This is a genomic window from Rhizobium sp. SVR5-9E (assembly GCF_056755095.1).
Window position 1 is genome coordinate 32,370 of sequence record NZ_JBNDHS010000023.1, and the last position, 21,764, is coordinate 54,133.

Below are 21,764 nucleotides of genomic sequence, written 5' to 3' on the forward strand. Positions count from 1 at the left end.
TCCTCGATGTGATTTACGGAGGGAAGGTGCCATGGCCAAGGGACAGCTGCGCAGCAACCGCGAGATACGCAAACCCAAGAAGGACAAGAGCGCTCCGAAGTCTGCGGTGGTAGCCGGATCGCAGGTTCGGCATGCCGAAAGCACGACAGTGCTCGGAAGAAAAGACAAATAGCAGGGCTCGTTCGGCGACATGCAAAACGACTTGTGCCGTTTTTTCAAATCCTGTACTGATCGGTATAGACCATGAAGATCAGTACAGGAGAAATGTCATGTCTGCTCTCGTTCCGCCATTCACGCTTGAAACCGCCATTCAGAAAGTTCGCCTCGCCGAAGACGGCTGGAACAGCCGCAATCCGGAAAAAGTCTCGCTGGCCTATACGCCCGACAGCCGCTGGCGGAACCGGGCCGAATTCGTCAACGGCCGCGCCGAGATCGTTGCATTCCTTACCCGCAAATGGGCCAAGGAGCTGGATTATCGGCTGATCAAGGAGCTGTGGACCTTCGGCGGGAACCGTATTGCCGTGCGCTACGCCTATGAGTGGCACGACGACAGCAACAACTGGTTTCGCTCCTATGGCAACGAGAATTGGGAATACGATGAAGCGGGCTTGATGCAGCGGCGTTTCGCCTGCATCAACGATCTTCCCATCAAGGAATCGGACCGCAAATTCCACTGGCCCCTCGGCCGCCGGCCGGATGATCATCCGGGCCTCTCGGACCTTGGCCTCTGAGGAAAGGCACCCGCTCTGAAAACGCTCTACGAACGCGCCGATGTGGTACCGCTGCTTGCTGAAACTTTTCGCGAGCTGGGTTTCGAGGGCACGACGCTCAGCCGGATCACCGAGCGCACCGGCATCGGCAAAGGCAGCCTCTATCACTTCTTTCCCGGCGGGAAGGAAGAGATGGCGGGTGCGGTGCTTGCGGAGGTCAATCGCTGGTTCGAGGATTTCGTCTATGAGCCGCTGCGCCGGGACGAGCCTGCTGCGGCAATCGGCGCGATGTGGCGGAACGTCGACGAGTATTTCCGCTCCGGAGGGCGCATCTGCCTGGTCGGCGCCTTTGCGCTGGACGAGACCCGTGAGCGCTTTGCCACCACTATCAATGGCTATTTCCAACGCTGGATCGATGCGCTTGCCGATGCCCTTGTTCGCAGCGGCCGCGCGGTAGGCGAGGCGAGGGCGGCGGCTGAAGATGCCGTGGTAGGAATACAAGGCGCGCTGGTATTGTCGCGCGCCCTTGATGACAAGTCGTTGTTCAAACGCGCGCTCGATCAGATGGCGAAGCGATTGAGTGTCACGGCTTGAGCCAGGGGCTCCTCACGCTCCAGAAAATGACGCTGGCACCGAGATAGTCGTCGGCGAAGGCTGTGAACTCTTCCTTGGTGAACGGCTTCTTCGTCTTCGGATTCTTGTAGGTCAGCGTCGGCTCCTGCACGGCCATGCCCACATAGGCGAGCTTACCCTTGTACTGGTTGAAGAAGGGATAGGAGTTCTTCATCTGCGCCTTGCGGTTGGGCACGATGTCCGGTCCGCCCAGCCCGATATTGTTCTTTGCCGCGAAATCGAAGAGGCGGCTCATGTACCTGTGGTCATTCTCCCATTCGCAGGGCCAGAAGTTCACATATTGAACGACCATGGACTTTGCGAAGGCCTTGCGCGCGAACCTGAGGTTTTCCATTTCGCCGGAGAAATAGGCGTCGCAGGAGAAATCCTTCGGCTCGTTCTTCGGGTCGAGATCGATCGACGTTTCGGGGAGGTTGATGCCGTAGACGCGGCCGTCGAATTTTGCCGCCAGCGCGCCGATAAGCGCCTGGTAGCGCTCGCGAACCGCCGGGTTCCATTGTTGCGCCGCCCAACCGGAACCGATGCCCTTGTTCTCGCCCGGATTGTCGAACTGCGGCGCAAGGCCACCGCCATATTTGGTGCCGGTGAGCATGTAGTCGGGGATATTGCGGGCCTTCGGATTGAAGAAGCGGTCCTGCACCTGGATGAAGAGCTTCTTGTGAAGACCGTCGGTGATGGCGAGATCTCTCTCGATTGCAGAGAAGTCGTGTTCGCCTTTAGCCGCTTCCAGCATCTTCCAATTATAGACGACCTGCGCGCCGCCGATATCCGGCCGCTGGAGCAGGGCTTTGGCGGCTTCGAGATTTCCGGAGCTGGTATAGATGAAGTTCTGCGGCGCGGCCCATGCGGCAGTGGCGCTCATGCAGATGACGGCAAATGTGGAAAGGGCGCTTGGCTTCATTGGCTTCCTAAAAATCGATTGGATATGGATTGCCTCGGCGGCCAGCGAGCCATCCACACGAAAGCAGGCGGTTCCATGGCAGACGTGCCGGGCGCACTGTGGTTAATCACGGCCGCCTCGACAGGTTAACGCGATGCGCCGAGCTTCGCATATTGTCGTCGATACTCAGCCGGTGTCACGCCGACTTGCCGCGTGAAAGCCCGTCGCAGCGTATCGGCATCGGCAAAGCCGCATTCGGAAGCGACCTGCTTCGGTGCGTGGCCCTCTTCCAGCAGGGTTCGCGCCGCCGCGATACGGGCAGCCTCCACCCAGGCGGCCGGTGTCGTGCCGACCTCATCGCGGAACAGCCGCGCGAAGTGGCGCGGGCTGAGTTCCATCCGGTGCGCCAGCGCGGCAACGCTGTGGTCTGCGGCCGGATTGGCGGCAATCCAGCGCTGCGCCTCCTGCAATGCGGACCGGCCGGCGGGCGCGGCTTCGCCCTTCCGGCTGAACTGCATCTGCCCGCCCGGCCGCTTGAAGAACATGACGAGCTGGCCCGCGACCCTCATCGCGACATCGCGTCCTAAATCCTCCTCGACGAGGGCGAGCGCCAGATCGAGCCCGGCGGTAACGCCGGCAGCGGTTCGCAACGGTCCGTCCCGGACATGGATGGCATCGGCCTCGACGGTCACGGAGGGATAGGTTTTGGCGAGCGTGTCAGCCACCGCCCAGTGCGTGGTGATCCGGCGCCCGTCAAGAAGGCCGGCCGCAGCCAGGATGAAGGCGCCGCTGCAGACCGAACCGTAGCGCCTCGCCTTCGGGGCTGCCTGGCGCAGCCAGGCAATCATCTTTGCGCCGGGTGCAATCTCCGCCGCATTGGGACATCCGGCGACGAGCAAGGTATCGATCTCGGGGATATCGTCGCCCACGACGTAGTCCGTGACAAGCCGCGCGCCCGAGGAACTGCGGATATGGCCGTGCTCCACCGCGATCACCAGCAGCCGGTAGATCTCCTTGCCCGCTTGCACATTGGCCTCGGCGAAGACGTCGAGCGGGCCCGAGACGTCGAGGAGCTGTACGCCCGGAACGGCGAGGATGGCGATGGTCTTCGGTTTGTTTGTCACGGCAGCGTCCGCTCCGGCCAGCTTTTGGCAGTAAATGACGTGTTGCGTCGATTGAGGACAACTCCTGCCGCTTTTACTCTCGACCTTGTCCAACCGCAAGGAGATAAACCATGACACTTTCGATCGATGGCATCAGCATCCCCGACAGCAGGCTTGCTCGAGAGATAACCGCGCTGGTTCGCGATACGGAATCGCCGCTGCTTTTCCACCATTCCAGCCGCGTCTACTATTTCGCGGCGCTCGCCGGGAAACGTCGCGGCCTGAGCTTCGATCCGGAGCTGCTCTATGCCGGCGCCATGTTTCACGACATGGGGCTGACCCACCAGCACAGCAGCGCACATGAGCGTTTCGAGGTCGACGGCGCCAATGCCGCCCGCGATTTTCTCAAGAGCCACGGCATTTCGCAGGCCGATATCGATACCGTCTGGACGGCAATTGCCCTGCACACCACGCCCGGCATACCGCAGCACATGCATCCGGTCGTGGCACTGGTGACGGCCGGCGTCGAAATGGACGTGCTGGGGCTGGCCTACAAGGACTACAGCGATGCCGAGCGCGAGGCGGTGGTGCACGCCCATCCGCGCGGCGATCACTTCAAGGAAAACATTATCCAGACCTTCTATGACGGCATAAAGCACAAGCCGGAAACGACGTTCGGCAACGTCAAGGCTGACGTTCTCGCGGACAAGGATCCGCATTTCCACCGCGGCAATTTCTGCAGCGTCATCCGCTGCTCGCATTGGGCAAGCTGACGAGAGACATGGGCCGCTGCCAGCAGGTAGCGGCCCTCTCGTTAGGCTGCTCCTTTCCCGTCGATAATTTTTGCTGCACCGTGTCGGAAGCCGGGTTACTCCTTCGTCATTGAGAGGAGGAATAACAGATGCTCTACGCGATCCTTTGCTATGCCAACGAAGAGACGGTCTTCTCCTGGTCCAAGGAGGAGGAAGACGCCGTCATGGCGAAACTCCATGCAGTGCAGGCACCGGTTGCCAGGGCCGGAAAGCTTGGTCCGGTCGGAAGGCTGATGCCGACGACGGCTGCGACCACCGTGCGCAAGGGCAAGGAAGAACCGCTCGTACTCGACGGTCCCTTTGCCGAAACCAAGGAAGCGCTGCTCGGTTTCTACGTCGTCGATTTCGAGACCCTGGATGAGGCGATCGCCTTCTCGAAGGAGCTCTCGGCGGTCAATCCCGGCTCGACATCCTATGAAATTCGGCCGTTCTATGTCTTCCGGCCTGGAGAAGCAGCGGCATGACAGATATTGCCTGGATCGACGTTGCGCTGACTGCTGCCCGGCCGAAGGCTCTGGGCGCGCTGCTGCGTTACTTCCGCAATCTCGACATTGCGGAAGAAGCGTTTCAGGAGGCATGCCTGCGCGCGATCCGTACCTGGCCGGACAAGGGCCCGCCGCGTGACCCGACCGCCTGGCTGATCTTCGTCGGCCGCAACAGCGGTATCGATGCCGTGCGCAAGCAGTCGAAGACCCAAGCGCTGCCCGACGAGGACCTGATTTCCGACAAGGAGGATACCGAAGGCGAACTCGCTGACCGGTTGGACGACTCCAACTATCGCGACGATATCCTGCGGCTGCTTTTCATCTGCTGCCATCCGGACCTGCCGGCGACGCAGCAGATTGCGCTGGCGTTGCGCATCGTTTCCGGGCTTTCCGTACAGCAGATCGCGCGCGCCTTTCTCGTCGGCGAAAGCGCCATGGAGCAGCGGATCACCCGCGCCAAGGCGCGTGTCGCCAAAACTGGCGTGCCTTTCGAAACGCCGGGGCCTGAGGAACGGGCGGAGCGGCTGTCGATCGTCTCGACGATGATCTATCTGATCTTCAACGAGGGTTACTCGCAGGGCGATCCGAAATGCGAGGCGGCTGCCTTCAGCGACGAGGCGATCCGGCTCGGACGCCTGATGCTCCGCATTTTTCCGGGTGAGCCCGAGATCATGGGTCTCTTGGCGTTGATGCTGCTGCAGATATCGCGGCGCGAGGCGCGCTTCGATGCCAATGGCGAACTAGTCCTGCTCGAGGATCAGGACCGCTTGCGCTGGAACCATGCACTGATCAACGAAGCGCTGAACCTGCTCGACAAGGCGATCCGTCACCGGCAGCCTGGTCCCTACCAGCTGCAGGCGGCGATTGCAGCCCTCCATTCGCGGGCGAAGCGCGTAGAAGATACGGACTGGGCAGAGATCGATCTGCTCTACAGCGTGCTCGAGCGCGTTCATCCGTCTCCGGTCGTCACGCTCAATCGCGCTGTCGCGGTCTCGAAGCTCAAGGGGCCGGAGGAGGCATTGCAGCTCGTCGAAACGCTCGTCGAAAAGCTTAACGGTTACTTTTACTATCATGGCCTGCGCGGCGGGCTGTTGAAGCAGATGGGGCGGGTGAAAGAGGCGCGCGAAGCCTTCGATCACGCGATCGCGCTTGCGAATTCCGCTGCCGAAGCGGCTCACATCCGCCTGCAGATCGACAAACTGCAGAGCGAGCCAGCGCATCCGGCTGCGAAATAAATTTCAAGAAGAATGACTAGTGATGTCGGGACGGCGATTGCCGGAACGTCCTTGCAACAACCTGACGGAAAACAGGTTTCGCTCAACAGGAGGAATGCCGAAAATGACTGCCGAAGCAACACATGAACTCGTTCTCGTCCGCGAATTCGATGCTCCGCGCGAGAAGATCTTCAAGGCCTGGACGGATCCTGAACTGATGAAGGAATGGTTCGTCCCGCGCCCCTGGACCATCTCAAAGGTCGAGAGCGACGTCCGCCCGGGCGGTTCGAGCCTTGTCGTCATGCGCAGTCCGGAAGGTCAGGAATTTCCAAATCGCGGCGTCTACCTGGAGGTCGTCGAAAACGAGAAGCTCGTTTTCACGGATGCCTATACCAGCGCCTGGGTTCCCTCCGAAAAGCCCTTCATGACCGCCATGGTCCTTCTCGAAGACCTGGGTAACGGCCGAACCAAGTACACAGCCAAGGTGGTGCATTGGCGCGCCGAAGACAAGGAAGCGCACGAAAAGATGGGCTTCCATGAAGGCTGGGGGAAGGCGGCCGATCAGCTCGCCGAGCTTCTCGCGCGCCTCTGACGCTCAAAGCAGTTCAAGCGGGTGCTGAAGCGGTTTCGATCCAGAATCCGCCAGCGCCCGCAACCCTTTGATTTTGGATTCGGATTGGCAAAGCCTCATATATGTAGTAACGTTTCTACATTGAGGTGGCTGCCATGACAGTTATGACCAGCAGGGAGTTCAATCAGGACAGCAGCGGTGCAAAGAAAGCGGCCGCGAAGGGGCCGGTATTCATTACCGATCGCGGCAAGCCGTCGCATGTATTGCTGACGATCGAGGAATATACCGCGCTTACGAATAAGGGCCGCAGCATCGTTGATCTGCTTGCCATGCCTGGCGCGGAGGATATCGAATTTGATCCGCCCCGCATCGAGGATTTTGGTCTCAAGCCTGTCGATTTTTCCTGATGTATCTCCTTGATACAAATGTCATCTCCGAAGTGAGAAAGGCCGGTAGCGGCAAGGAAAACATCAATGTCGTGACCTGGATCGCATCGTTTCCGGAGGAGCTGTTTTATATTTCCGCAATTACGCTTTTCGAGCTTGAACTGGGGGTCTTGCAGATGGAACGCCGCGATCCCCGGCAAGGGCTCGCGTTGCGCCGTTGGATGACAGAGGGCGTAAAGGAAGCGTTCCATGGGCGGATATTGGTGGCGGATGAACGCATTGCGCTCTGCGCCGCGACGTTCAACGTTCCTAATCCCCGCCCTCTGCATGATGCCTTCATTGGAGCGACTGCCGTCGAACACAAGTTCTCTCTGGTGACCTGCAACATCCGCGATTTTCAGGGTATGGGCGTGGAGATCATCAATCCCTGGGAACCATTACGGTAGGTCACCCATCAACTGCATCGAACGATCCGATCCAGAATTTCCGGTTGTCCTTCGCCGCCGGCATTCTTATCTCCATGGCACATTCAACAGGATTGCCGACCATGGAATTGGGTCTTTATACCTTCGCCGACGTGAACCCCGATCCGGCGCGCAGCAAGGGCGCTGAAGGAGCCGAGAGGCTCAAGCATCTCATCGAGGAAATCGAGCTTGCCGACCAGGTGGGGCTTGATGTGTTCGGGCTCGGCGAGCATCACCGGCCCGACTACGCCGTTTCGGCGCCTGCTGTTGCGCTTGCCGCGGCTGCGGTGAAGACGAAGAATATCCGGCTGACCAGCGCGGTGACCGTGCTTTCCTCCGATGATCCGGTGCGCGTCTTCCAGCAGTTTGCGACGCTTGATCTCATCTCGAACGGCCGTGCCGAGATCATGGCGGGGCGCGGTTCGTTCATCGAATCCTTTCCTCTCTTTGGCTATAACCTCGAAGATTACGAGCAGCTCTTCGAAGAGAAGCTCGATCTGTTGCTGGCGCTGCGCGAAGGCGAGGTCGTCAACTGGCAGGGCGAACTGCGTGCGCCGATCAACGGCCGAGGCGTCTATCCGCGTCCGCTGCAGGATCCGCTGCCGCTCTGGATCGCCGTCGGCGGCACGCCGCAATCCGTGGCACGCGCCGGCGCGCTCGGCCTGCCCGTGGCACTTGCCATCATCGGCGGCGAGCCGCGCCGCTTTGCGCCGCTGTTTGATCTTTACCGCGAGGCCGCGCGCCGGGCCGGGCAGGATCAGTCGAAGCTGAAGACGAGCATCAATGTCCATGGGTTTATCGCCGATACGACGGATGCGGCAGCCGACCAATTCTATGGCCCGCAGGCCGAAGTGATGAACCGCATCGGTCGCGAGCGGGGCTGGGGACCGACGAGCCGGGCGCATTTCGACATGTCGCGTGAGCCTTCCGGAGCGCTCTTCGTCGGAGACCCGGAAGTGGTGGCCGAGAAGATCGTCGCACACCACAAGATCTTCAAGAACGATCGCTTCTTATTGCAGATGGCGATCGGCCTCATGCCGCATGACCAGATCATGCGGGGTATCGAACTCTACGGCACGAAAGTGGCTCCGCTTGTCAGAAAGGCATTGACTGACACCGGCGAAGGGGCGAAAGCCACGGCCTGAACCCCGCGATGGCCTGCGCCTTGCGGCAGGCCGGGAAAAAAGATGGTAATCGAAAACGACGACGAACTGATAAAACTGAAGGACATCGGTCGCATCTGCGCCAACGCGATTCAGGTGATGGCAGCGTCCGTGGAACCCGGTATGACGACGCTCGAGCTCGACGAGATTGGGCGCAAGGTGCTGGAGGATGCCGGCGCCCGTTCGGCGCCGGAAGTCTGCTATCAGTTTCCGGGTGCGACCTGCATCAGCGTCAACGAGGAAATCGCTCACGGCATTCCCGGTGCGCGGGTGATCCGTCCGGGCGATCTCATCAACATCGATGTCTCGGCCGAAAAGGACGGCTTCTTTTCCGATACCGGCGCCTCCTTTACCGTGCCACCGGTCAAGCCGAAGATCGAGAAGCTCTGCCGCGATGGCAAACGCGCGCTCTGGGTGGGTCTCAATCAGGTGAAGGCCGGCGAGCCGCTGGCGAAAATCGGTAAGGCTGTCGGCGCTTTTGCCGCAAAGAACCGGTACACGCTGGTCGCCAACCTAGCGAGCCATGGTATTGGCCGTTCGCTGCACGAAGAGCCCGGCGAGCTTTCCACCTGGCCGGACCCTTCCGAGAAGCGGATGATGACCGAAGGCCTCGTCTTCACCGTCGAACCGTTCCTGTCGCTTGGGGCGACATGGGCAGAAGGCGGCGACGATGCGTGGACGCTCTATGCCGATCCACAGGCTCCGACCGTCCAGTTCGAGCATACGGTCGTCGCAACCCGGAACGGTCCACTGATCTTGACGCTGCCGGATGGTGCCGCATAGGCAGCGCATGCTGCCTATGCGTTTGCGCTCAGCTGCGTTCCTCCGGCTTGCCGCCCTGTAGAATTTCCGTCGCGGCGCGTTCCAGGATGCCGGCGATGCGGGCGGCTTCAGCCTTCGACCACGGATAACGCACACGGAGTGCCGAGCGCAGCAGCAAGCGGGCGTCGCGGATGTTGCCGCTGTCGCGCATGAAATCCTCTTCATCATCAGCGTCGCGGTGGCGGCCATGGCGCTCCGCATCGAACATGCGGTTGACGAAAGCCATCTTCTCGCCGATGCGCTCGAGCCTGTTCAGTGTCTGCATGATCATCGCGCGATTTTCCTCGACCTTTTGCCTGCCGCGCTCGGTAATCTTGTAAAGCTTCTTCGTGCCCTCGGCTTCCACCTCGGCCAGTTCCATTTCCTCGAGATAAGTCAGCGCCGGATAGATGACGCCGGGGCTCGGAACGTAAAAGCCGCCTGAGCGCTCCTCCAGCGTCTTGATCAGCTCGTAGCCGTGGCGCGGGCGCTCGTCGAGCAGCGCCAGCAGCACGAGTTGAAGATCGCCCGCCGAAAACTTGCGGCCCATTCCCATCCGGATCGCTTCGCCGAACATGCCGCCGCGTTTGAAACCTCTCATGGTTTGCTCCTTTATCGTTCGATGTATCATTTGTTATATCGTAAAATATATATCGTAAGATACTCTTTCAAGAGACACCCAAGGATTTGTGGAATTGATCAATCGATCAGATTTTCTCGTTTGTCGCTGTCGTTGTGCGGCGCCATAAAGCCACGCATGTTGGCACGCAGCGGAAATGAATCAGTGAGCCTGTTCGGGACGGCGCTTGCCGGCATGATCGCGATGTCGGCGGCCATGGGTTTCGGACGGTTTTCCTACACACCGATCCTACCCGGCATGTTGAGCGGCGTGCCTCTTTCTCCGGCGGATGCAGGGTTCATCGCCTCGGCAAATTTTGCCGGTTACCTGGCGGGTGCCGTGCTCGCCGCCTACGGCTGGGCCGCAGGGCGTGAACGAAAGATTGCCCTTTTGGCGCTTCTGGCGAACGCCCTGCTGCTTGCTGCAATGGCCGCGACCGATTCCGTGCTCGTCTTCGCGGTAATCCGCTTTCTTGCCGGATTGGCAAGCGCCTTTGCGATGATCTTCACCTCGTCGATCGTGTTGAGCCACGGCATGGCCGCCGGTAACGATCACGTTCAGGCGGCGCACTTCGGCGGTCCCGGGGTGGGTATTGCGCTCTCTTCCGTCATCGTGATGCTGATCGGTCTCATCTTTGCCGACGGGGCCAGCTGGCGTGCTGATTGGATTACCGGCGCGCTGTTCTCGGCGCTCAGCCTCGTGGCCGTTTGGGCCCTGCTGCCATTGGAGCCGGTGCGCGCGGGCAATTCAGGCAAGGAGCCGCCGATAGCCTGGAAGCTGCCGACGGTTCTGCTGACGCTATCTTATGGCATCTTCGGATTCGGCTACGTGATCACGGCGACCTTCCTCGTCACCATCGCACGCATGGATGCCGCAGGGCGGACGGTCGAATTTCTCTGCTGGTTCATCGCCGGCCTGACCGCAGCCGTCGCGCTCTTTGCGTGGCGACCGCTGGTGCGTCCGCTCGGCCTTGGCTGGGTTTATGTCGCCACTTTTCTGGTGCAGGCGGTGGGAGTTCTCGCGACGGTGCTTCTGCCGCACTCGATAGCGCCGCTCATCGGCGGAGCTCTTTTCGGCGTAACCTTCCTCGCCATTACCGCCTATGGACTTCAGATCGGCCGCAAGCTGGTGCCGGAAAGCGCGCGCCGCATCTTTGCAACAATGACCGCGGCCTTCGGTCTCGGCCAGATCATCGGCCCCATCGTCGCCGGCTGGATCGCCGAGCGAACCGGCAGCTTCACGGTGCCGACCTATATCGCCGCAGCGGCTCTCATTCTGTGCGCAGCGCTCGTGCTGCCGGTGATCAAGAGGTTGCACTAGGCCGTTACAATTACGTAACGATGGGGTGAGCCCATTGCCGCACCTCGCGAACTGCCGTAGTTTTCGCCGCAATTGGTCTGTTTAGAGACTCCGAAAACTCCAGTTCAGGAAAGCAAGCTCTCCCGTGTTCGTATCCTATTTTCCCAAGCCCAGGCTTTTCTTCACCTCAGCTGTAGCTTGGGCGCTTGTGGCCGTTCTCGTTTGGTATTTCGTGGGTTCCGGACTCGGATCCCTGATTGGCCTGCCGCCGCTGCCCCCGGGCCAGGACGCGCCGATCGGCGTCTCGGTCTTCTGGTCGGCACCGTTCCTGTGGTTTTACGTCTACTATGTTTTGGCGGTCGCGCTCTTTGCCGCCTTCTGGTTCACCTACAGCCCGCACCGCTGGCAGATGTGGTCAGTGCTCGGTTCTGCGCTGATCATCTTCAATACGTATTTCTCGGTTCAGGTGAGCGTGGCCATCAATGCCTGGTACGGACCGTTCTACGATCTGATCCAGCAGGCTCTCGCGAAGACGGCGCCGGTGACTGCATCTCAACTCTATCTCGGCATGTTGGGTTTCGCCGGCATCGCCTTCGTGGCGATCACCGTCGGCGTCCTCAATCTCTTCTTCGTCAGCCACTGGATCTTCCGCTGGCGCACGGCGATGAACGAATACTATATGTCGTACTGGCCGAAGCTTCGTCATATCGAAGGCGCCTCACAGCGTGTTCAGGAAGACACGATGCGCTTCTCGTCCACGGTGGAAAGCCTCGGCGTGAGCCTCGTCAGCTCGGTCATGACGCTGATCGCCTTTCTGCCGGTGCTCTTCAAGATCGGCGCCAGCATCACCGAACTGCCGCTGATCGGCGAGGTACCGCATGCGCTTGTCTGGGCGGCGCTCTTCTGGTCGATCTTTGGAACGGTCTTCCTCGGTCTTGTCGGCTTCAAGCTGCCGGGACTCGAATTCCGCAACCAGCGCGTCGAAGCGTCTTATCGCAAGGAACTCGTTTACGGCGAAGACCACGCCGACCGCGCCACGCCGCCGACAGTGGCGGAGCTCTTCGCCAATGTGCGGCGCAACTACTTTCGTCTCTATTTCCATTACATGTATTTCAACGTCGCCCGCATCTTCTACCTGCAGGCGGACAACCTTTTCAGTCTGATCGTGCTCGTTCCTTCGATCGTGGCCGGCAAGCTGACGCTCGGCCTGCTGACGCAAATCAACAACGTTTTCGATCAGGTGCGCGGTTCGTTCCAATATCTGGTCAATTCGTGGACGACGATCGTTGAGCTATTGTCGATCTACAAGCGCCTACGCACCTTCGAATCCGCGATAGAAGGCGAGCCATTGCCTGACATCGACCAGCGCTATCTGGAGCGCGAAGCGGGAATCATCCACGTCGACGGTTAAGCGGAGTGTGCTGATCTTGTGACGGGTAGCGGCGTTATTCGCCGCTCCCCTTCATTCCGCGGGATAGGTGCAGAAGGACGACCTAAAGCCCCGACGTCTGCGTCTGTTCTTTCAGCTTCACCCGCGCCTCGATCATCGGGGTCGCTTCCGAATAGCTGACGCAGGCGACATCCGCGCGGTGGCAGACGTCGCTCACCAGCCGGTCGAGCGCCCGCCAATAGGCGCCGCTGTTCATTTCCACGAAGTGGAAGCCGAGCTGGAGGGGAATGCGGTCTCCGGCATACTGCTTGTCGAAGGCGTTCTTGAACGCGGCATAGGAGCGCTCTTCGAAGGCCTTGCTGTCGGCCTTGTCTTCCTTGCCTTTGGATTGGCGGACGAACAGGTTGTAGTCCATGCCGATGACCGGCTTGTCATTCGGTCCCTCGGGAATGAGAGGCAGACCGAACCGGACGACGCCGTCTTCCATCACCGGCATCGCGGGACCCTTGGTGACCAGGCTGGCGTCATAGGAAAAGCCGGCTTTCCTCTCCGCAGCAACCATGTCGCCGCCCGCCGTTGCAGATAGGTAGGGAGCGCGAAAACCCTTGATGCCATGCTCGACCAGATCCTGCCAGCCTTGCGGCTCTTCGAGGTCGACGCTTTTCCATGCGCTCTTCAGCGTCGCCTTGAATGTCGCGTATTCCTGGGACCAATCGGCCTCGCTCCATTGGCGGCCGTCGAAATGGCCGCAGGCGTGGCTGGAAATGTCGTGACCCTCGAGATGCGCATGCCAGATGTTGCCGAGCCGCTCGCGGATTTCGTCGTCGCTCTGCGCAAAACCGACATTGGATTTTCCGCGTTTCTGATGAGGGGCTTGGTAAGCTTTCTTCGCAGCCTGATTCATCAGGAAGGTGCAGGAGAGAAAATAGGTGAAGTGGGCGCCGTTCCGGGCAGCCATCTCGCGGCTCTTCTGCCAGAGCGCGTTGTCATGCGCGCCGTCGAAGGAAACGATCAGTAGCTGCTTCGGCGGCTGGTCAGCGGCCAGCGCGGGGAGGGAAGCGACAAGGCAAAGCGCCAGCGAGGCAGGAAAAATAGGATGAAGCATGGATACCGTGATAATTTGTTTGCGGTTTTCCTGTTACAGAATTGCGGCAAAGCTGCGGTCTCGCTGGCGTTTTTCGACAGCTGCCGCTAAGCCTCGGTAAACGGACAGGAGACGCGCCATGGCATTGCTTATCATCGGCATCATACTTTTTCTCGGGCTCCATCTGGTGAGGGTGATCGCGCCCGGATTTCGCCAATCGATGATCGCAAGTCTCGGAGAGAACGGCTGGAGGATCGCCTACTCGGTCGCAAGCATTCTGTCGCTGATCGTGCTGATCTACGGGTTCGGCCAGGCGCGGCAGGTAACCGGCATGCTGTACAATCCGCCGGTGTGGATGGCGCATATCGCCATCACCCTGATGCTGATCGCGCTGATCTGTCTTGCCGCCTCGCTGCTCCCCGCGGGTCACATTGCGGTCAAGACAAAGCATCCGATGGTGCTGTCGGTGAAGATCTGGGCATTCGCGCATCTTTTGGCGAACGGCGAGACCTCGTCGGTGCTGCTGTTTGGTGCCTTCCTTGCCTGGGGCGTCATTCTCCGTATCTCGCTGAAGCGGCGCCAGCGGGCAGGCGAGCTGAAGCTCCGGCCCTTCGTTTCCGGCAAGTTCGATCTCTACGCCATCGTCATCGGCGCCATTGCCTGGGCGTTGTTGATCTGGAGGGTGCACGAGTGGCTGATCGGCGTTTCGCCGCTCGCTATGTGACGAATCTTTGGCATCCCCCTTACAAGTGCTGCAAAATGGAGTAGAAGGCCGCAGAATATGCGGGAACGCATGGACTGGGCTTATCCGCGCCGGAGACGAGAATGGTATTCAACGACGACAGCTTCATCCGTGAAGTCAACGAGGAACTTCGTTCCGACCAGATGAAGAGCGCGTGGCACAGGTTCGGCCGGTATGTCATCGCCGCCGCTGTTCTGATCGTGCTCGGGACGGCTGCGAAGGTGGCCTATGAATACTGGGACGAGAACCAGTCTTCCGGCACCGGCGATCAGTTCCTGGCGGCCATGAAGCTTGCCGACGAGAACAAGAGCGACGAAGCGCTTGCCGCTCTCGCAAAACTGGAAAAGGATGGCCACGGCGCCTATCCGGTTCTCGCGCGCATGCGTGCGGCGACCGTCCAGGCACAGAAGGGCGACACCGCCGCCGCCGTCGCCGCCTTCGAAGCGATCGGCAAGGATCAGGCCGTTCCGGAAGCTGTCCGCGATGCCGCGAAGATTCGCGCGGGATGGCTGCTGATCGACAACGGCACCTATGAGCAGGTTTCTGCAGCCGTCGAAGAGTTGGCCATTCCGGCAAGCGCCTTCCGTCACTCGGCGCGCGAAGCGCTCGGCCTTGCTGCCTATAAGGCAGGCAACATGGCGCAGGCCCGTCAGTGGTTCCAGGCGATCGCCGACGATGCCGCCAGCCCGCGCAACGTTGCAAACCGCGCCCAGATGATGCTTGATAACATCACCGCATCCGGCAAGGCACCAGCTGCTCAAGGCTGAAACTAAGGATCTATAATGAGCTTCACGGTCGCCATCGTCGGTCGCCCGAATGTCGGCAAGTCGACGCTTTTCAACCGCCTGGTTGGAAAGAAGCTGGCGCTCGTCGATGATACGCCGGGCGTCACCCGCGACCGCCGTCCGGGCGATGCGCGGCTCGTCGATCTCAAGTTCACGATCGTCGACACTGCCGGTCTGGAAGAGGCGGACGCCGAAAGCCTTCAAGGCCGCATGCGTGCGCAGACGGAAGCGGCAATCGATGATGCGGACCTTTCGCTTTTCGTCGTCGATGCAAAGACGGGCCTGACGCCGGTCGATACGGCGCTTGCCGAAATGCTGCGCCGCCGCGGCAAGCCGGTCGTGCTCGTCGCCAATAAAGCCGAAGCGCGGGGCTCGGACAGCGGCTTCTACGATGCCTTTTCGTTAGGGCTCGGCGAGCCGACGCCGATTTCCGCCGAGCACGGGCAGGGCATGCTCGACTTGCGCGATGCGATCGTGGCAGCGCTCGGCGAGGAGCGCGCCTTTCCGCCGAAGGAAGACGTTGCCGTCACCGACGTGGATGTGCCGCAGACGGGCGTCGACAGCGAGGACGACGAGGAGCCGGTCTACGACGACACGAAGCCGCTGCGCGTTGCGATCGTCGGGCGCCCGAACGCCGGCAAGTCGACGCTCATCAACCGCTTTCTCGGAGAAGACCGGCTGCTGACCGGTCCGGAAGCAGGCATCACGCGCGATTCCATCTCCGTCGAATGGGATTGGCGCGGCCGCACGATCAAGATGTTCGACACCGCCGGCATGCGCCGCAAGGCGAAGGTCATCGAAAAGCTGGAAAAGCTTTCCGTTGCCGATACCTTGCGGGCGATCCGCTTTGCCGAACTCGTCGTCATCGTTTTCGACGCAACGATCCCCTTCGAAAAGCAGGATCTGCACATCGTCGATCTGGTGCTGCGCGAAGGCCGCGCTGCGGTACTCGCCTTCAACAAGTGGGATATGATCGAGGACCCGCAAGTGGTCCTCGCCGACCTGCGCGAGAAGACCGACCGGCTGCTGCCGCAGGCTCGCGGTATCCGCGCCGTACCGATTTCCGGACAGACGGGCCGTGGTCTCGACAAGCTTATGCAGTCGATCATCGATACAGACAAGGTCTGGAACAAGCGCATTTCGACGGCGCGCTTGAATAGGTGGCTCGAACAGCAGCAGGTTCAACATCCGCCTCCGGCTGTTTCCGGCCGGCGTATCAAACTGAAGTACATGACGCAGGTGAAAGCCCGTCCACCGGCATTCATGATTTCCTGCACGCGTTCCGACGCGCTGCCGGAATCCTACACGCGCTACCTGATCAATGGATTGCGCGAGGATTTCGACATGCCGAGCGTGCCAATCCGCATCCACTACCGCTCGCCGGACAATCCCTACGAGTCGAGGAAGAAGCGCTAAGGCTCGGCAGCTGTGCGTTTATGCCATGCGCAGGCTATGCACATGGCAAACGCCTGGAGCTGCTGATGCCGAGCAAACGGCCAGCAGCAGCGTCCATTCCATGACAGTCCTTGCGGCACGAGCCGCTTCGGCAATGATCCTTCGAAACCTCGGCGACCCTACTCGAGGAACGTCGTCCGGAATCGCTCGAACATGCTCCGCTTTCCTTCAGTCGCGAAAGAGCGGATGTGCCGGGCGGCCGTCGCGGCATTCACCGTGGCGCCGAAGTGGCAGTAGCAGATGACCTTGTGCAGTTCCCTGTCGGTCAACTCGAAGAACCGCTTCGCTTCACCATAAGTGTCGTTTTCCATCCCGGCCGCACGCAGCACAGGATCCTTGAAAGCGACGGTGATCGGTGAGTTGTCGGCGCGCATGATTTCGCGTCCGGCTTCTGACTGATACTCTGTCTGGTGAAGTGTCGAGAGGTGCCGGTTGGGAAACTGCTCGAGAACTTCTGCCCAGCGTAGCAGACGGTCCCGACGCGACATCGGTGCGCGCATATGGTCTTGGTTGACATTTGCGACAGTACGCAGTTGGTCAAGCGCCTGATGTTTCATTTCTGCCTCCGTTTCAGACGATGGCTGCTTCGCCCCCTTACTTCTTGCCCTGACGTAAGATTGACTCTTGCCGCCGCGGAAGTCCAATCACGATGATAACCGGCGGCTATTTTGTGTAGTTGGAACCCCTTCTGCGCAGCTCTATTGCGGGAAGCGGCGATGCAAAGGCGCGGTGACTGAAATGGACCGCAGGACTTGTTCTGAAGGCTCAAGTATAAAGTGAACTGGAATAGATCTGCACAAGGGCGGGCGCGAGGATGGCCGTCGCCGCGCGTTCTCGTTGCTTCCAATTTGCGCTATGCTTAGCGAATGGAACGCCGGCACGCCAAACTGGTGGCAATGTTGTTGCTGGCAGCCGCCGCCGTGGCTGCCGATAGCGCTACTGCGGCAGAGCCGGAGGTGCGTTGCGCCTGCCGCAATAAGGACGGCTCGAAATACACCCTTGGCCAGATCGCCTGCATCAGGGTAGGCGAAGTGTCTTATCTCGCTCGCTGCGAAATGAACCTGAATGTCCTGACGTGGCGGAAACTGCGGGACGGCTGCCCGACGGCCCAAGCGCCGACCGGGGCGTTCTCCTCCATTGAGAGTGCTGGCAGGAACCTGGGAGTTCCATCTCAGGGGACCGTCGGGGCAACATCCGCCTCGATCCAAAAGCCGAAACTGGTGACAGCTGCCGCCGAGTAGTCAAACTGCGCTCTTGTTCAGCGCCTCACGCAGCGCCACGATCTCGGCTTCCAGGCGCGCAAGACCGGTTGCATCCCGGCCGGTAGCATTTGCGATGCAGTTCGGGATCGCGGCGGCTTTCTCCTTCAGTCTGATCCCTTCGTCGCTCAGGCGGGCAATGACGACGCGTTCATCCACCTTGCTGCGGTCGCGACGGATATAGCCAGCGGCTTCGAGGCGCTTCAGCAGCGGGGTGAGAGTGCTCGATTCCAGGAAGAGCTTTTCACCAAGGCCGCCGACGGTCTGTCCGTCTTCCTGCCAGAGCGAGACCATTACCAGGTATTGCGGGTAGGTTAGGCCAAGCGCGTCCAGCAACGGCTTGTAGACGCGATTCATCGCGTGGCCGGCCGTGTATATGGCGAAACAGATGGAACCGTCGAGTTTCAGCTGGTAGTCATTCATGGCCTGTCTCCGAAAATGCATAAACTTACATCGTACGATAAAGAATCGGAAGCGCTTTTGTATGCATGGCAGCTATGCCCAAAGTATAGGTTGCTCAATAAATAATCGTTCGCGATATAAATAGGCGTGTTCAGGACGAACCGCAACCCGAGAGGACAAGACGATGTCGACCATCAAGACCACACTTTCAGCAGCAACCATCCTGGCAGCCTCGACCCTTGGCGCCGCTGCCGATCCGGTGCTCGAACCGACGACGCAGAAATTCATCGATGCGCTTGCCGGCAGCAAGCCGATCTACACGCTGTCGCCTACTGATGCTCGCGACGTTCTGGCAGGCGCGCAGAAGATCGACGTGAAGAAGCTTCCGGCGTCCATTGAGAACAAGGTCATCAAGGCCGGCCCGACCGGCAGCATCAAGCTTCGGATCGTTCGTCCGGAAAACGCCAAGGGTACGCTGCCTGTCGTTATGTATTTCCATGGCGGCGGCTGGGTGCTCGGCGATGCTGATACGCATGACCGCCTCGTTCGCGAGATTGCCAATGGTGCCGATGCGGCGGTTGTCTTCGTCGATTACGAGCGCTCGCCGGAGGCCCGATATCCGATCGCAATCGAGCAGGCCTATGCCGCCACCAAATATGTCGCGGAGCATGCCAAGGAGTTCAAGGTCGATACGAGCCGTTTGGCTGTCGTTGGCGATAGCGTCGGCGGCAACATGACGGCTGCCGTAACGCTTCTTGCCAAGGAGCGCGGCGGTCCCGCGATCGGCCAGCAGATCCTCTTCTACCCTGTTACCGACGCCAACTTCGAGACCGGCTCCTATAATGAGTTTGCCAATGGACCCTGGCTGACGAAGGAAGCCATGAAGTGGTTCTGGAATGCTTATTTGCCGGACGAAGCCAAGCGCAAGGAGCCGACGGCATCGCCGCTGCAGGCATCGCTGGAACAGCTGAACGGCCTGCCGTCGGCACTCATCATCGTCGATGAGAACGACGTGTTGCGCGACGAAGGCGAGGCCTATGCCCGTAAGCTGTCGCAGGCCGGCGTGAACGTCACATCGGTCCGCTTTAACGGCACGATCCATGATTTCGTGCTTCTGAATGCCATCAGCGAAACGCCGGCCGTCCGTGGCGCGATCAAGCTCGCCAACGATACGCTTCGCAGCGCCTTGCACAAATAGAAGGCTCAGGTTCCGGAAGAGAGAGGCCCGGCGGTTTCGCCGGGCTTCCTGTTTTTCGGAAGCGACTTGGCGGCAAACTGCCAGGCCTTTTTCCATTTCGGCGTGATGACGCCATTGGCGGCGCGGATATTGTTGATGAACTGCTGCGTTGCCGCTTCCCAGGAATATTGCAGCGAAAGTTCACGCGCCTTTTCACGCGACGCCGAAAGGGCGGCGAGGCAGGCGGTCCGCAGGTCCTCGTTCAACGCGCCGACTTCACCATCCTCGCCGATGATGTCGAGTGGGCCGGTGACGGGGTAGGCGGCAACCGGAACGCCGCAGGCCAGCGCTTCCAGGATCGTGTTGCCGAACGTGTCGGTCTGCGACGGAAAGACGAAAACATCGGCCTGTGCGTAGATGCTGGCGAGCTGTTCGCCGAATTTAAGCCCGGTGAACAGCACATCGGGATAGCGCTTCTCCAGCTCGACCCGGGCAGGGCCATCGCCGACGACGACTTTTGAGCCGGGCAGGTCGAGGTCGAGAAAGGCCGGCAGGTTCTTTTCCAGCGCAACGCGGCCGACGGTCATGAAGATCGGGCGTGGCAGGCCGAACGGCCGCTCTTCCAGCTCCGCCGGTCGGAACTGCGTGGCGTCGATGCCGCGGCTCCAGGGCATCAAGTTGCGGATGCCCTTTTCGGACAGCTCGCGCGCAAGGCTAGGGGTTGCCACCATGCAGCCGGCGCCGGAATTGTGGAACCATCTCACGAAGGCATAGAGCCAACTCTTCGGCACGGGGAGGCGGGCCGAAACATATTCTGGAAAACGCGTATGATAGCTCGTGGAGAACGGCATGCGGTTCTTGATGCACCAGCGCCGTGCCGTCAGGCCGAGCGGGCCTTCGGTGGCGATATGCACATAGGACGGGTTGTGGTTTTCGATCTCGCGGGCAACGCGGCTGTAATTGGCGATCGAGAGACGAATTTCCGGATAGGTCGGGCAGGGAAAGCTGTTGAAGCGCTCGGGCGTCACCATCGACACCTCGACCCCTAGTTTCGCAAGTTCGCGGTTGGTGTTTTCGATCGAGCGTACGACGCCGTTCACTTGCGGATGCCATGCGTCGGTGACGATCACCAGCCGCTCCGGCAGGCTTCCCGGCGCAGCATTCGCCCAGGCCTCGCCGCTATAGCTTTTCGACGGACGTTGCAGCATGTCCTGTTTTCCATCCACGCCGCACCGGATGGGATTGCGGCGGCTTTAACCCCGGCGGGCATACGGAACGTGATTCCCGCATGCCTATTTTGAGGCTTTTCCATGATGGATTTATTACAGGACGGCTTTCGGCTGTTGCCTATAGACCGAGCTTGTCCTTCGCCACCAGCGCCCCATGTTCGCCGATGACCCGAGCGGCGATTTTCGCCGCAAAATGCGCGCTGGCTACCGCATCCTTCGTATCGAGATATTTTGAAAGGAAGGAGCCGTTGAAGCTGTCGCCGGCGCTGGTTGTATCGACGACGGTCTCGACCTTTTCGGCGGGCACGAAGCTTTCCTGGCCAGCGAAGTTCAGGGTCGCGCCTTCCGCACCATTCTTGATCAGGACGTTTGGCGCGCCGAGAGCGCGGTAGCGGCGGATGGTGGCTTCGATGGAATCGTCACCGAAATGCGAGGCTTCGTCATCGAAGCTCGGCATGACGAGGCTGGAGGAGCGGGCGCCTTCGCTGATGGTCGTGTGCATGACGTCGTAGCTCGACCAGAGGCGCGGGCGGATGTTCGGATCGAAGACGACGAACTTGCCGGCCGCCTTGGCGCGACGGGTTTCAGCCAGCAGCGTGTCGGCATCTTCGCGCGGCAGGATCGCCAGCGTGATGCCTGAGAAATACACCACGTCCGATGCTTCGATGGCTTCGCGCAGGCGATCGGGATCGGCGGCGAGGAGCTTGGCTGCCGAGTTGTCGCGCCAGTAACTGAAGGAGCGCTCCCCGTCCTTCAGGCTGATCATGTAGAGACCCGGCGCCTTGCCCCTGATACGGCGGATAAAGCCGGTGCCGATGCCCGCGTCTTTGAAGAACGCGATCATTTCCTCCGACATCGCATCGTCGCCGAGCGCCGTGAAATAGTCGACGTTCCAAGACGGCTGCATGCAGGCACGCGCGTACCAGGCGGTATTGAAGGTATCGCCGGCGAAGCCCTTTCTCAGCAGGCCGCGGCCTGCCTGAGAAAGCTCCACCATGCATTCGCCGATCGACAGAAAACGTCCGCCCAAAGTTGCCTCCTGAAATTCCGTGTTTGCTGATTACGCGGACAGGCGTTTGGAGGCAAGCGCTGACACGCCTG

At 60.4% G+C, this 21,764-nt stretch carries 25 protein-coding genes and 1 pseudogene; 18 read left to right on the plus strand and 8 right to left on the minus strand.

The window, feature by feature from the left end:
- The first annotated feature begins 31 nt into the window (after positions 1 to 31).
- From ACPYOJ_RS13425 to ACPYOJ_RS13435, 3 genes are all read left to right on the plus strand, one after another.
- Positions 32 to 172 (plus strand): hypothetical protein, encoded by a 141-nt coding sequence (locus ACPYOJ_RS13425; RefSeq protein WP_168830395.1) that lies wholly within the window; start codon positions 32 to 34, stop codon positions 170 to 172.
- A 97-nt stretch (positions 173 to 269) separates the two neighbouring features.
- Positions 270 to 731 carry a nuclear transport factor 2 family protein gene (locus ACPYOJ_RS13430; protein ID WP_481416689.1) on the plus strand — a complete coding sequence of 154 codons (462 nt, stop codon included), beginning with the start codon at positions 270 to 272 and terminating at the stop codon, positions 729 to 731.
- Between the two features lie 15 nt (positions 732 to 746).
- A complete protein-coding gene (locus ACPYOJ_RS13435; protein ID WP_481416723.1) occupies positions 747 to 1,304 on the plus strand; it encodes a TetR/AcrR family transcriptional regulator in 558 nt (185 codons plus the stop codon).
- On the opposite strand, the gene ACPYOJ_RS13440 is transcribed toward ACPYOJ_RS13435, so the two are convergent.
- Together ACPYOJ_RS13440 and ACPYOJ_RS13445 are read right to left on the minus strand one after the other, a co-directional pair.
- Entirely contained in the window at positions 1,294 to 2,244 is a 951-nt protein-coding gene (locus tag ACPYOJ_RS13440) for a hypothetical protein (RefSeq protein WP_481416690.1), read from the minus strand. The two genes, ACPYOJ_RS13435 and ACPYOJ_RS13440, sit on opposite strands and share 11 nt — an antisense overlap.
- Before the next feature lie 125 nt (positions 2,245 to 2,369).
- The gene (locus ACPYOJ_RS13445) at positions 2,370 to 3,347 is read right to left on the minus strand and encodes a GlxA family transcriptional regulator (RefSeq protein ID WP_481416691.1); all 978 of its coding nucleotides are present in this window, start codon (positions 3,345 to 3,347) and stop codon (positions 2,370 to 2,372) included.
- Between the two features lie 110 nt (positions 3,348 to 3,457).
- Here ACPYOJ_RS13445 and ACPYOJ_RS13450 point away from each other — a divergent pair, with 110 nt between their 5' ends.
- The 8 genes from ACPYOJ_RS13450 to map all read left to right on the plus strand — a co-directional run bounded on the left by ACPYOJ_RS13450 (position 3,458) and on the right by map (position 9,204).
- A complete protein-coding gene (locus ACPYOJ_RS13450; RefSeq protein ID WP_481416692.1) occupies positions 3,458 to 4,099 on the plus strand; it encodes an HD domain-containing protein in 642 nt (213 codons plus the stop codon).
- Positions 4,100 to 4,227: 128 nt separating this feature from the next.
- On the plus strand, positions 4,228 to 4,602 hold the full coding sequence (locus ACPYOJ_RS13455; RefSeq protein ID WP_168830400.1) for a YciI family protein: 375 nt from the start codon (positions 4,228 to 4,230) through the stop codon (positions 4,600 to 4,602).
- Positions 4,599 to 5,858 (plus strand): RNA polymerase sigma factor, encoded by a 1,260-nt coding sequence (locus tag ACPYOJ_RS13460; RefSeq protein WP_481416693.1) that lies wholly within the window; start codon positions 4,599 to 4,601, stop codon positions 5,856 to 5,858. The genes ACPYOJ_RS13455 and ACPYOJ_RS13460 overlap by 4 nt, the downstream gene beginning before the upstream one ends.
- Positions 5,859 to 5,961: 103 nt before the next feature.
- Positions 5,962 to 6,429 (plus strand): SRPBCC family protein, encoded by a 468-nt coding sequence (locus tag ACPYOJ_RS13465; RefSeq protein ID WP_481416694.1) that lies wholly within the window; start codon positions 5,962 to 5,964, stop codon positions 6,427 to 6,429.
- 134 nt (positions 6,430 to 6,563) lie between these two features.
- The gene (locus ACPYOJ_RS13470) at positions 6,564 to 6,815 is read left to right on the plus strand and encodes a type II toxin-antitoxin system prevent-host-death family antitoxin (RefSeq protein WP_481416695.1); all 252 of its coding nucleotides are present in this window, start codon (positions 6,564 to 6,566) and stop codon (positions 6,813 to 6,815) included.
- Positions 6,815 to 7,240, plus strand: coding sequence for a PIN domain-containing protein (locus ACPYOJ_RS13475; protein WP_481416696.1), 426 nt, complete (start codon positions 6,815 to 6,817; stop codon positions 7,238 to 7,240). The genes ACPYOJ_RS13470 and ACPYOJ_RS13475 overlap by 1 nt, the downstream gene beginning before the upstream one ends.
- Positions 7,241 to 7,341: 101 nt before the next feature.
- Positions 7,342 to 8,403 (plus strand): LLM class flavin-dependent oxidoreductase, encoded by a 1,062-nt coding sequence (locus ACPYOJ_RS13480; protein ID WP_481416697.1) that lies wholly within the window; start codon positions 7,342 to 7,344, stop codon positions 8,401 to 8,403.
- Between the two features lie 42 nt (positions 8,404 to 8,445).
- Complete coding sequence (map, locus tag ACPYOJ_RS13485) at positions 8,446 to 9,204, plus strand: type I methionyl aminopeptidase (protein WP_481416698.1); 759 nt, start codon at positions 8,446 to 8,448, stop codon at positions 9,202 to 9,204.
- 28 nt (positions 9,205 to 9,232) lie between these two features.
- On the opposite strand, the gene ACPYOJ_RS13490 is transcribed toward map, so the two are convergent.
- Positions 9,233 to 9,823: a PadR family transcriptional regulator gene (locus ACPYOJ_RS13490; RefSeq protein ID WP_481416699.1), complete on the minus strand. Its 591-nt coding sequence runs from the start codon at positions 9,821 to 9,823 to the stop codon at positions 9,233 to 9,235.
- A gap of 156 nt (positions 9,824 to 9,979) precedes the next feature.
- On the opposite strand from ACPYOJ_RS13490, the gene ACPYOJ_RS13495 reads away from it, so the two are divergent.
- Together ACPYOJ_RS13495 and bacA are read left to right on the plus strand one after the other, a co-directional pair.
- Positions 9,980 to 11,161: a YbfB/YjiJ family MFS transporter gene (locus ACPYOJ_RS13495; RefSeq protein WP_481416700.1), complete on the plus strand. Its 1,182-nt coding sequence runs from the start codon at positions 9,980 to 9,982 to the stop codon at positions 11,159 to 11,161.
- 124 nt (positions 11,162 to 11,285) lie between these two features.
- Complete coding sequence (gene bacA / locus ACPYOJ_RS13500) at positions 11,286 to 12,551, plus strand: bacteroid development protein BacA (RefSeq protein ID WP_168830410.1); 1,266 nt, start codon at positions 11,286 to 11,288, stop codon at positions 12,549 to 12,551.
- 82 nt (positions 12,552 to 12,633) lie between these two features.
- Here bacA and ACPYOJ_RS13505 read toward each other — a convergent pair whose 3' ends face one another.
- Positions 12,634 to 13,635: a polysaccharide deacetylase family protein gene (locus tag ACPYOJ_RS13505; RefSeq protein WP_481416701.1), complete on the minus strand. Its 1,002-nt coding sequence runs from the start codon at positions 13,633 to 13,635 to the stop codon at positions 12,634 to 12,636.
- Positions 13,636 to 13,753: 118 nt separating this feature from the next.
- Here ACPYOJ_RS13505 and ACPYOJ_RS13510 point away from each other — a divergent pair, with 118 nt between their 5' ends.
- The 3 genes from ACPYOJ_RS13510 to der all read left to right on the plus strand — a co-directional run bounded on the left by ACPYOJ_RS13510 (position 13,754) and on the right by der (position 16,557).
- On the plus strand, positions 13,754 to 14,338 hold the full coding sequence (locus ACPYOJ_RS13510) for an NnrU family protein (RefSeq protein ID WP_481416702.1): 585 nt from the start codon (positions 13,754 to 13,756) through the stop codon (positions 14,336 to 14,338).
- 101 nt (positions 14,339 to 14,439) lie between these two features.
- Positions 14,440 to 15,123, plus strand: coding sequence for a tetratricopeptide repeat protein (locus tag ACPYOJ_RS13515; protein ID WP_481416703.1), 684 nt, complete (start codon positions 14,440 to 14,442; stop codon positions 15,121 to 15,123).
- A gap of 15 nt (positions 15,124 to 15,138) precedes the next feature.
- Positions 15,139 to 16,557: a ribosome biogenesis GTPase Der gene (gene der / locus ACPYOJ_RS13520; RefSeq protein WP_481416704.1), complete on the plus strand. Its 1,419-nt coding sequence runs from the start codon at positions 15,139 to 15,141 to the stop codon at positions 16,555 to 16,557.
- Between the two features lie 158 nt (positions 16,558 to 16,715).
- Here der and ACPYOJ_RS13525 read toward each other — a convergent pair whose 3' ends face one another.
- Positions 16,716 to 17,153, minus strand: a complete 438-nt coding sequence (locus ACPYOJ_RS13525; RefSeq protein WP_168830415.1) for a hypothetical protein — start codon at positions 17,151 to 17,153, stop codon at positions 16,716 to 16,718.
- 309 nt (positions 17,154 to 17,462) lie between these two features.
- Here ACPYOJ_RS13525 and ACPYOJ_RS13530 point away from each other — a divergent pair.
- Positions 17,463 to 17,705 (plus strand): annotated as a pseudogene (locus ACPYOJ_RS13530) (hypothetical protein); the annotation flags it as partial.
- Between the two features lie 132 nt (positions 17,706 to 17,837).
- On the opposite strand, the gene ACPYOJ_RS13535 reads toward ACPYOJ_RS13530, so the two are convergent.
- Complete coding sequence (locus tag ACPYOJ_RS13535) at positions 17,838 to 18,278, minus strand: MarR family winged helix-turn-helix transcriptional regulator (protein WP_481416705.1); 441 nt, start codon at positions 18,276 to 18,278, stop codon at positions 17,838 to 17,840.
- 163 nt (positions 18,279 to 18,441) lie between these two features.
- On the opposite strand from ACPYOJ_RS13535, the gene ACPYOJ_RS13540 reads away from it, so the two are divergent.
- Positions 18,442 to 19,455 carry an alpha/beta hydrolase gene (locus tag ACPYOJ_RS13540; protein ID WP_481416706.1) on the plus strand — a complete coding sequence of 338 codons (1,014 nt, stop codon included), beginning with the start codon at positions 18,442 to 18,444 and terminating at the stop codon, positions 19,453 to 19,455.
- Between the two features lie 5 nt (positions 19,456 to 19,460).
- On the opposite strand, the gene ACPYOJ_RS13545 is transcribed toward ACPYOJ_RS13540, so the two are convergent.
- Both ACPYOJ_RS13545 and ACPYOJ_RS13550 read right to left on the minus strand, forming a co-directional pair.
- On the minus strand, positions 19,461 to 20,642 hold the full coding sequence (locus tag ACPYOJ_RS13545; protein WP_481416707.1) for a glycosyltransferase family 4 protein: 1,182 nt from the start codon (positions 20,640 to 20,642) through the stop codon (positions 19,461 to 19,463).
- 139 nt (positions 20,643 to 20,781) lie between these two features.
- Entirely contained in the window at positions 20,782 to 21,693 is a 912-nt protein-coding gene (locus ACPYOJ_RS13550) for a sugar kinase (protein ID WP_481416708.1), read from the minus strand.
- Between the last annotated feature and the right edge of the window lie 71 nt (positions 21,694 to 21,764).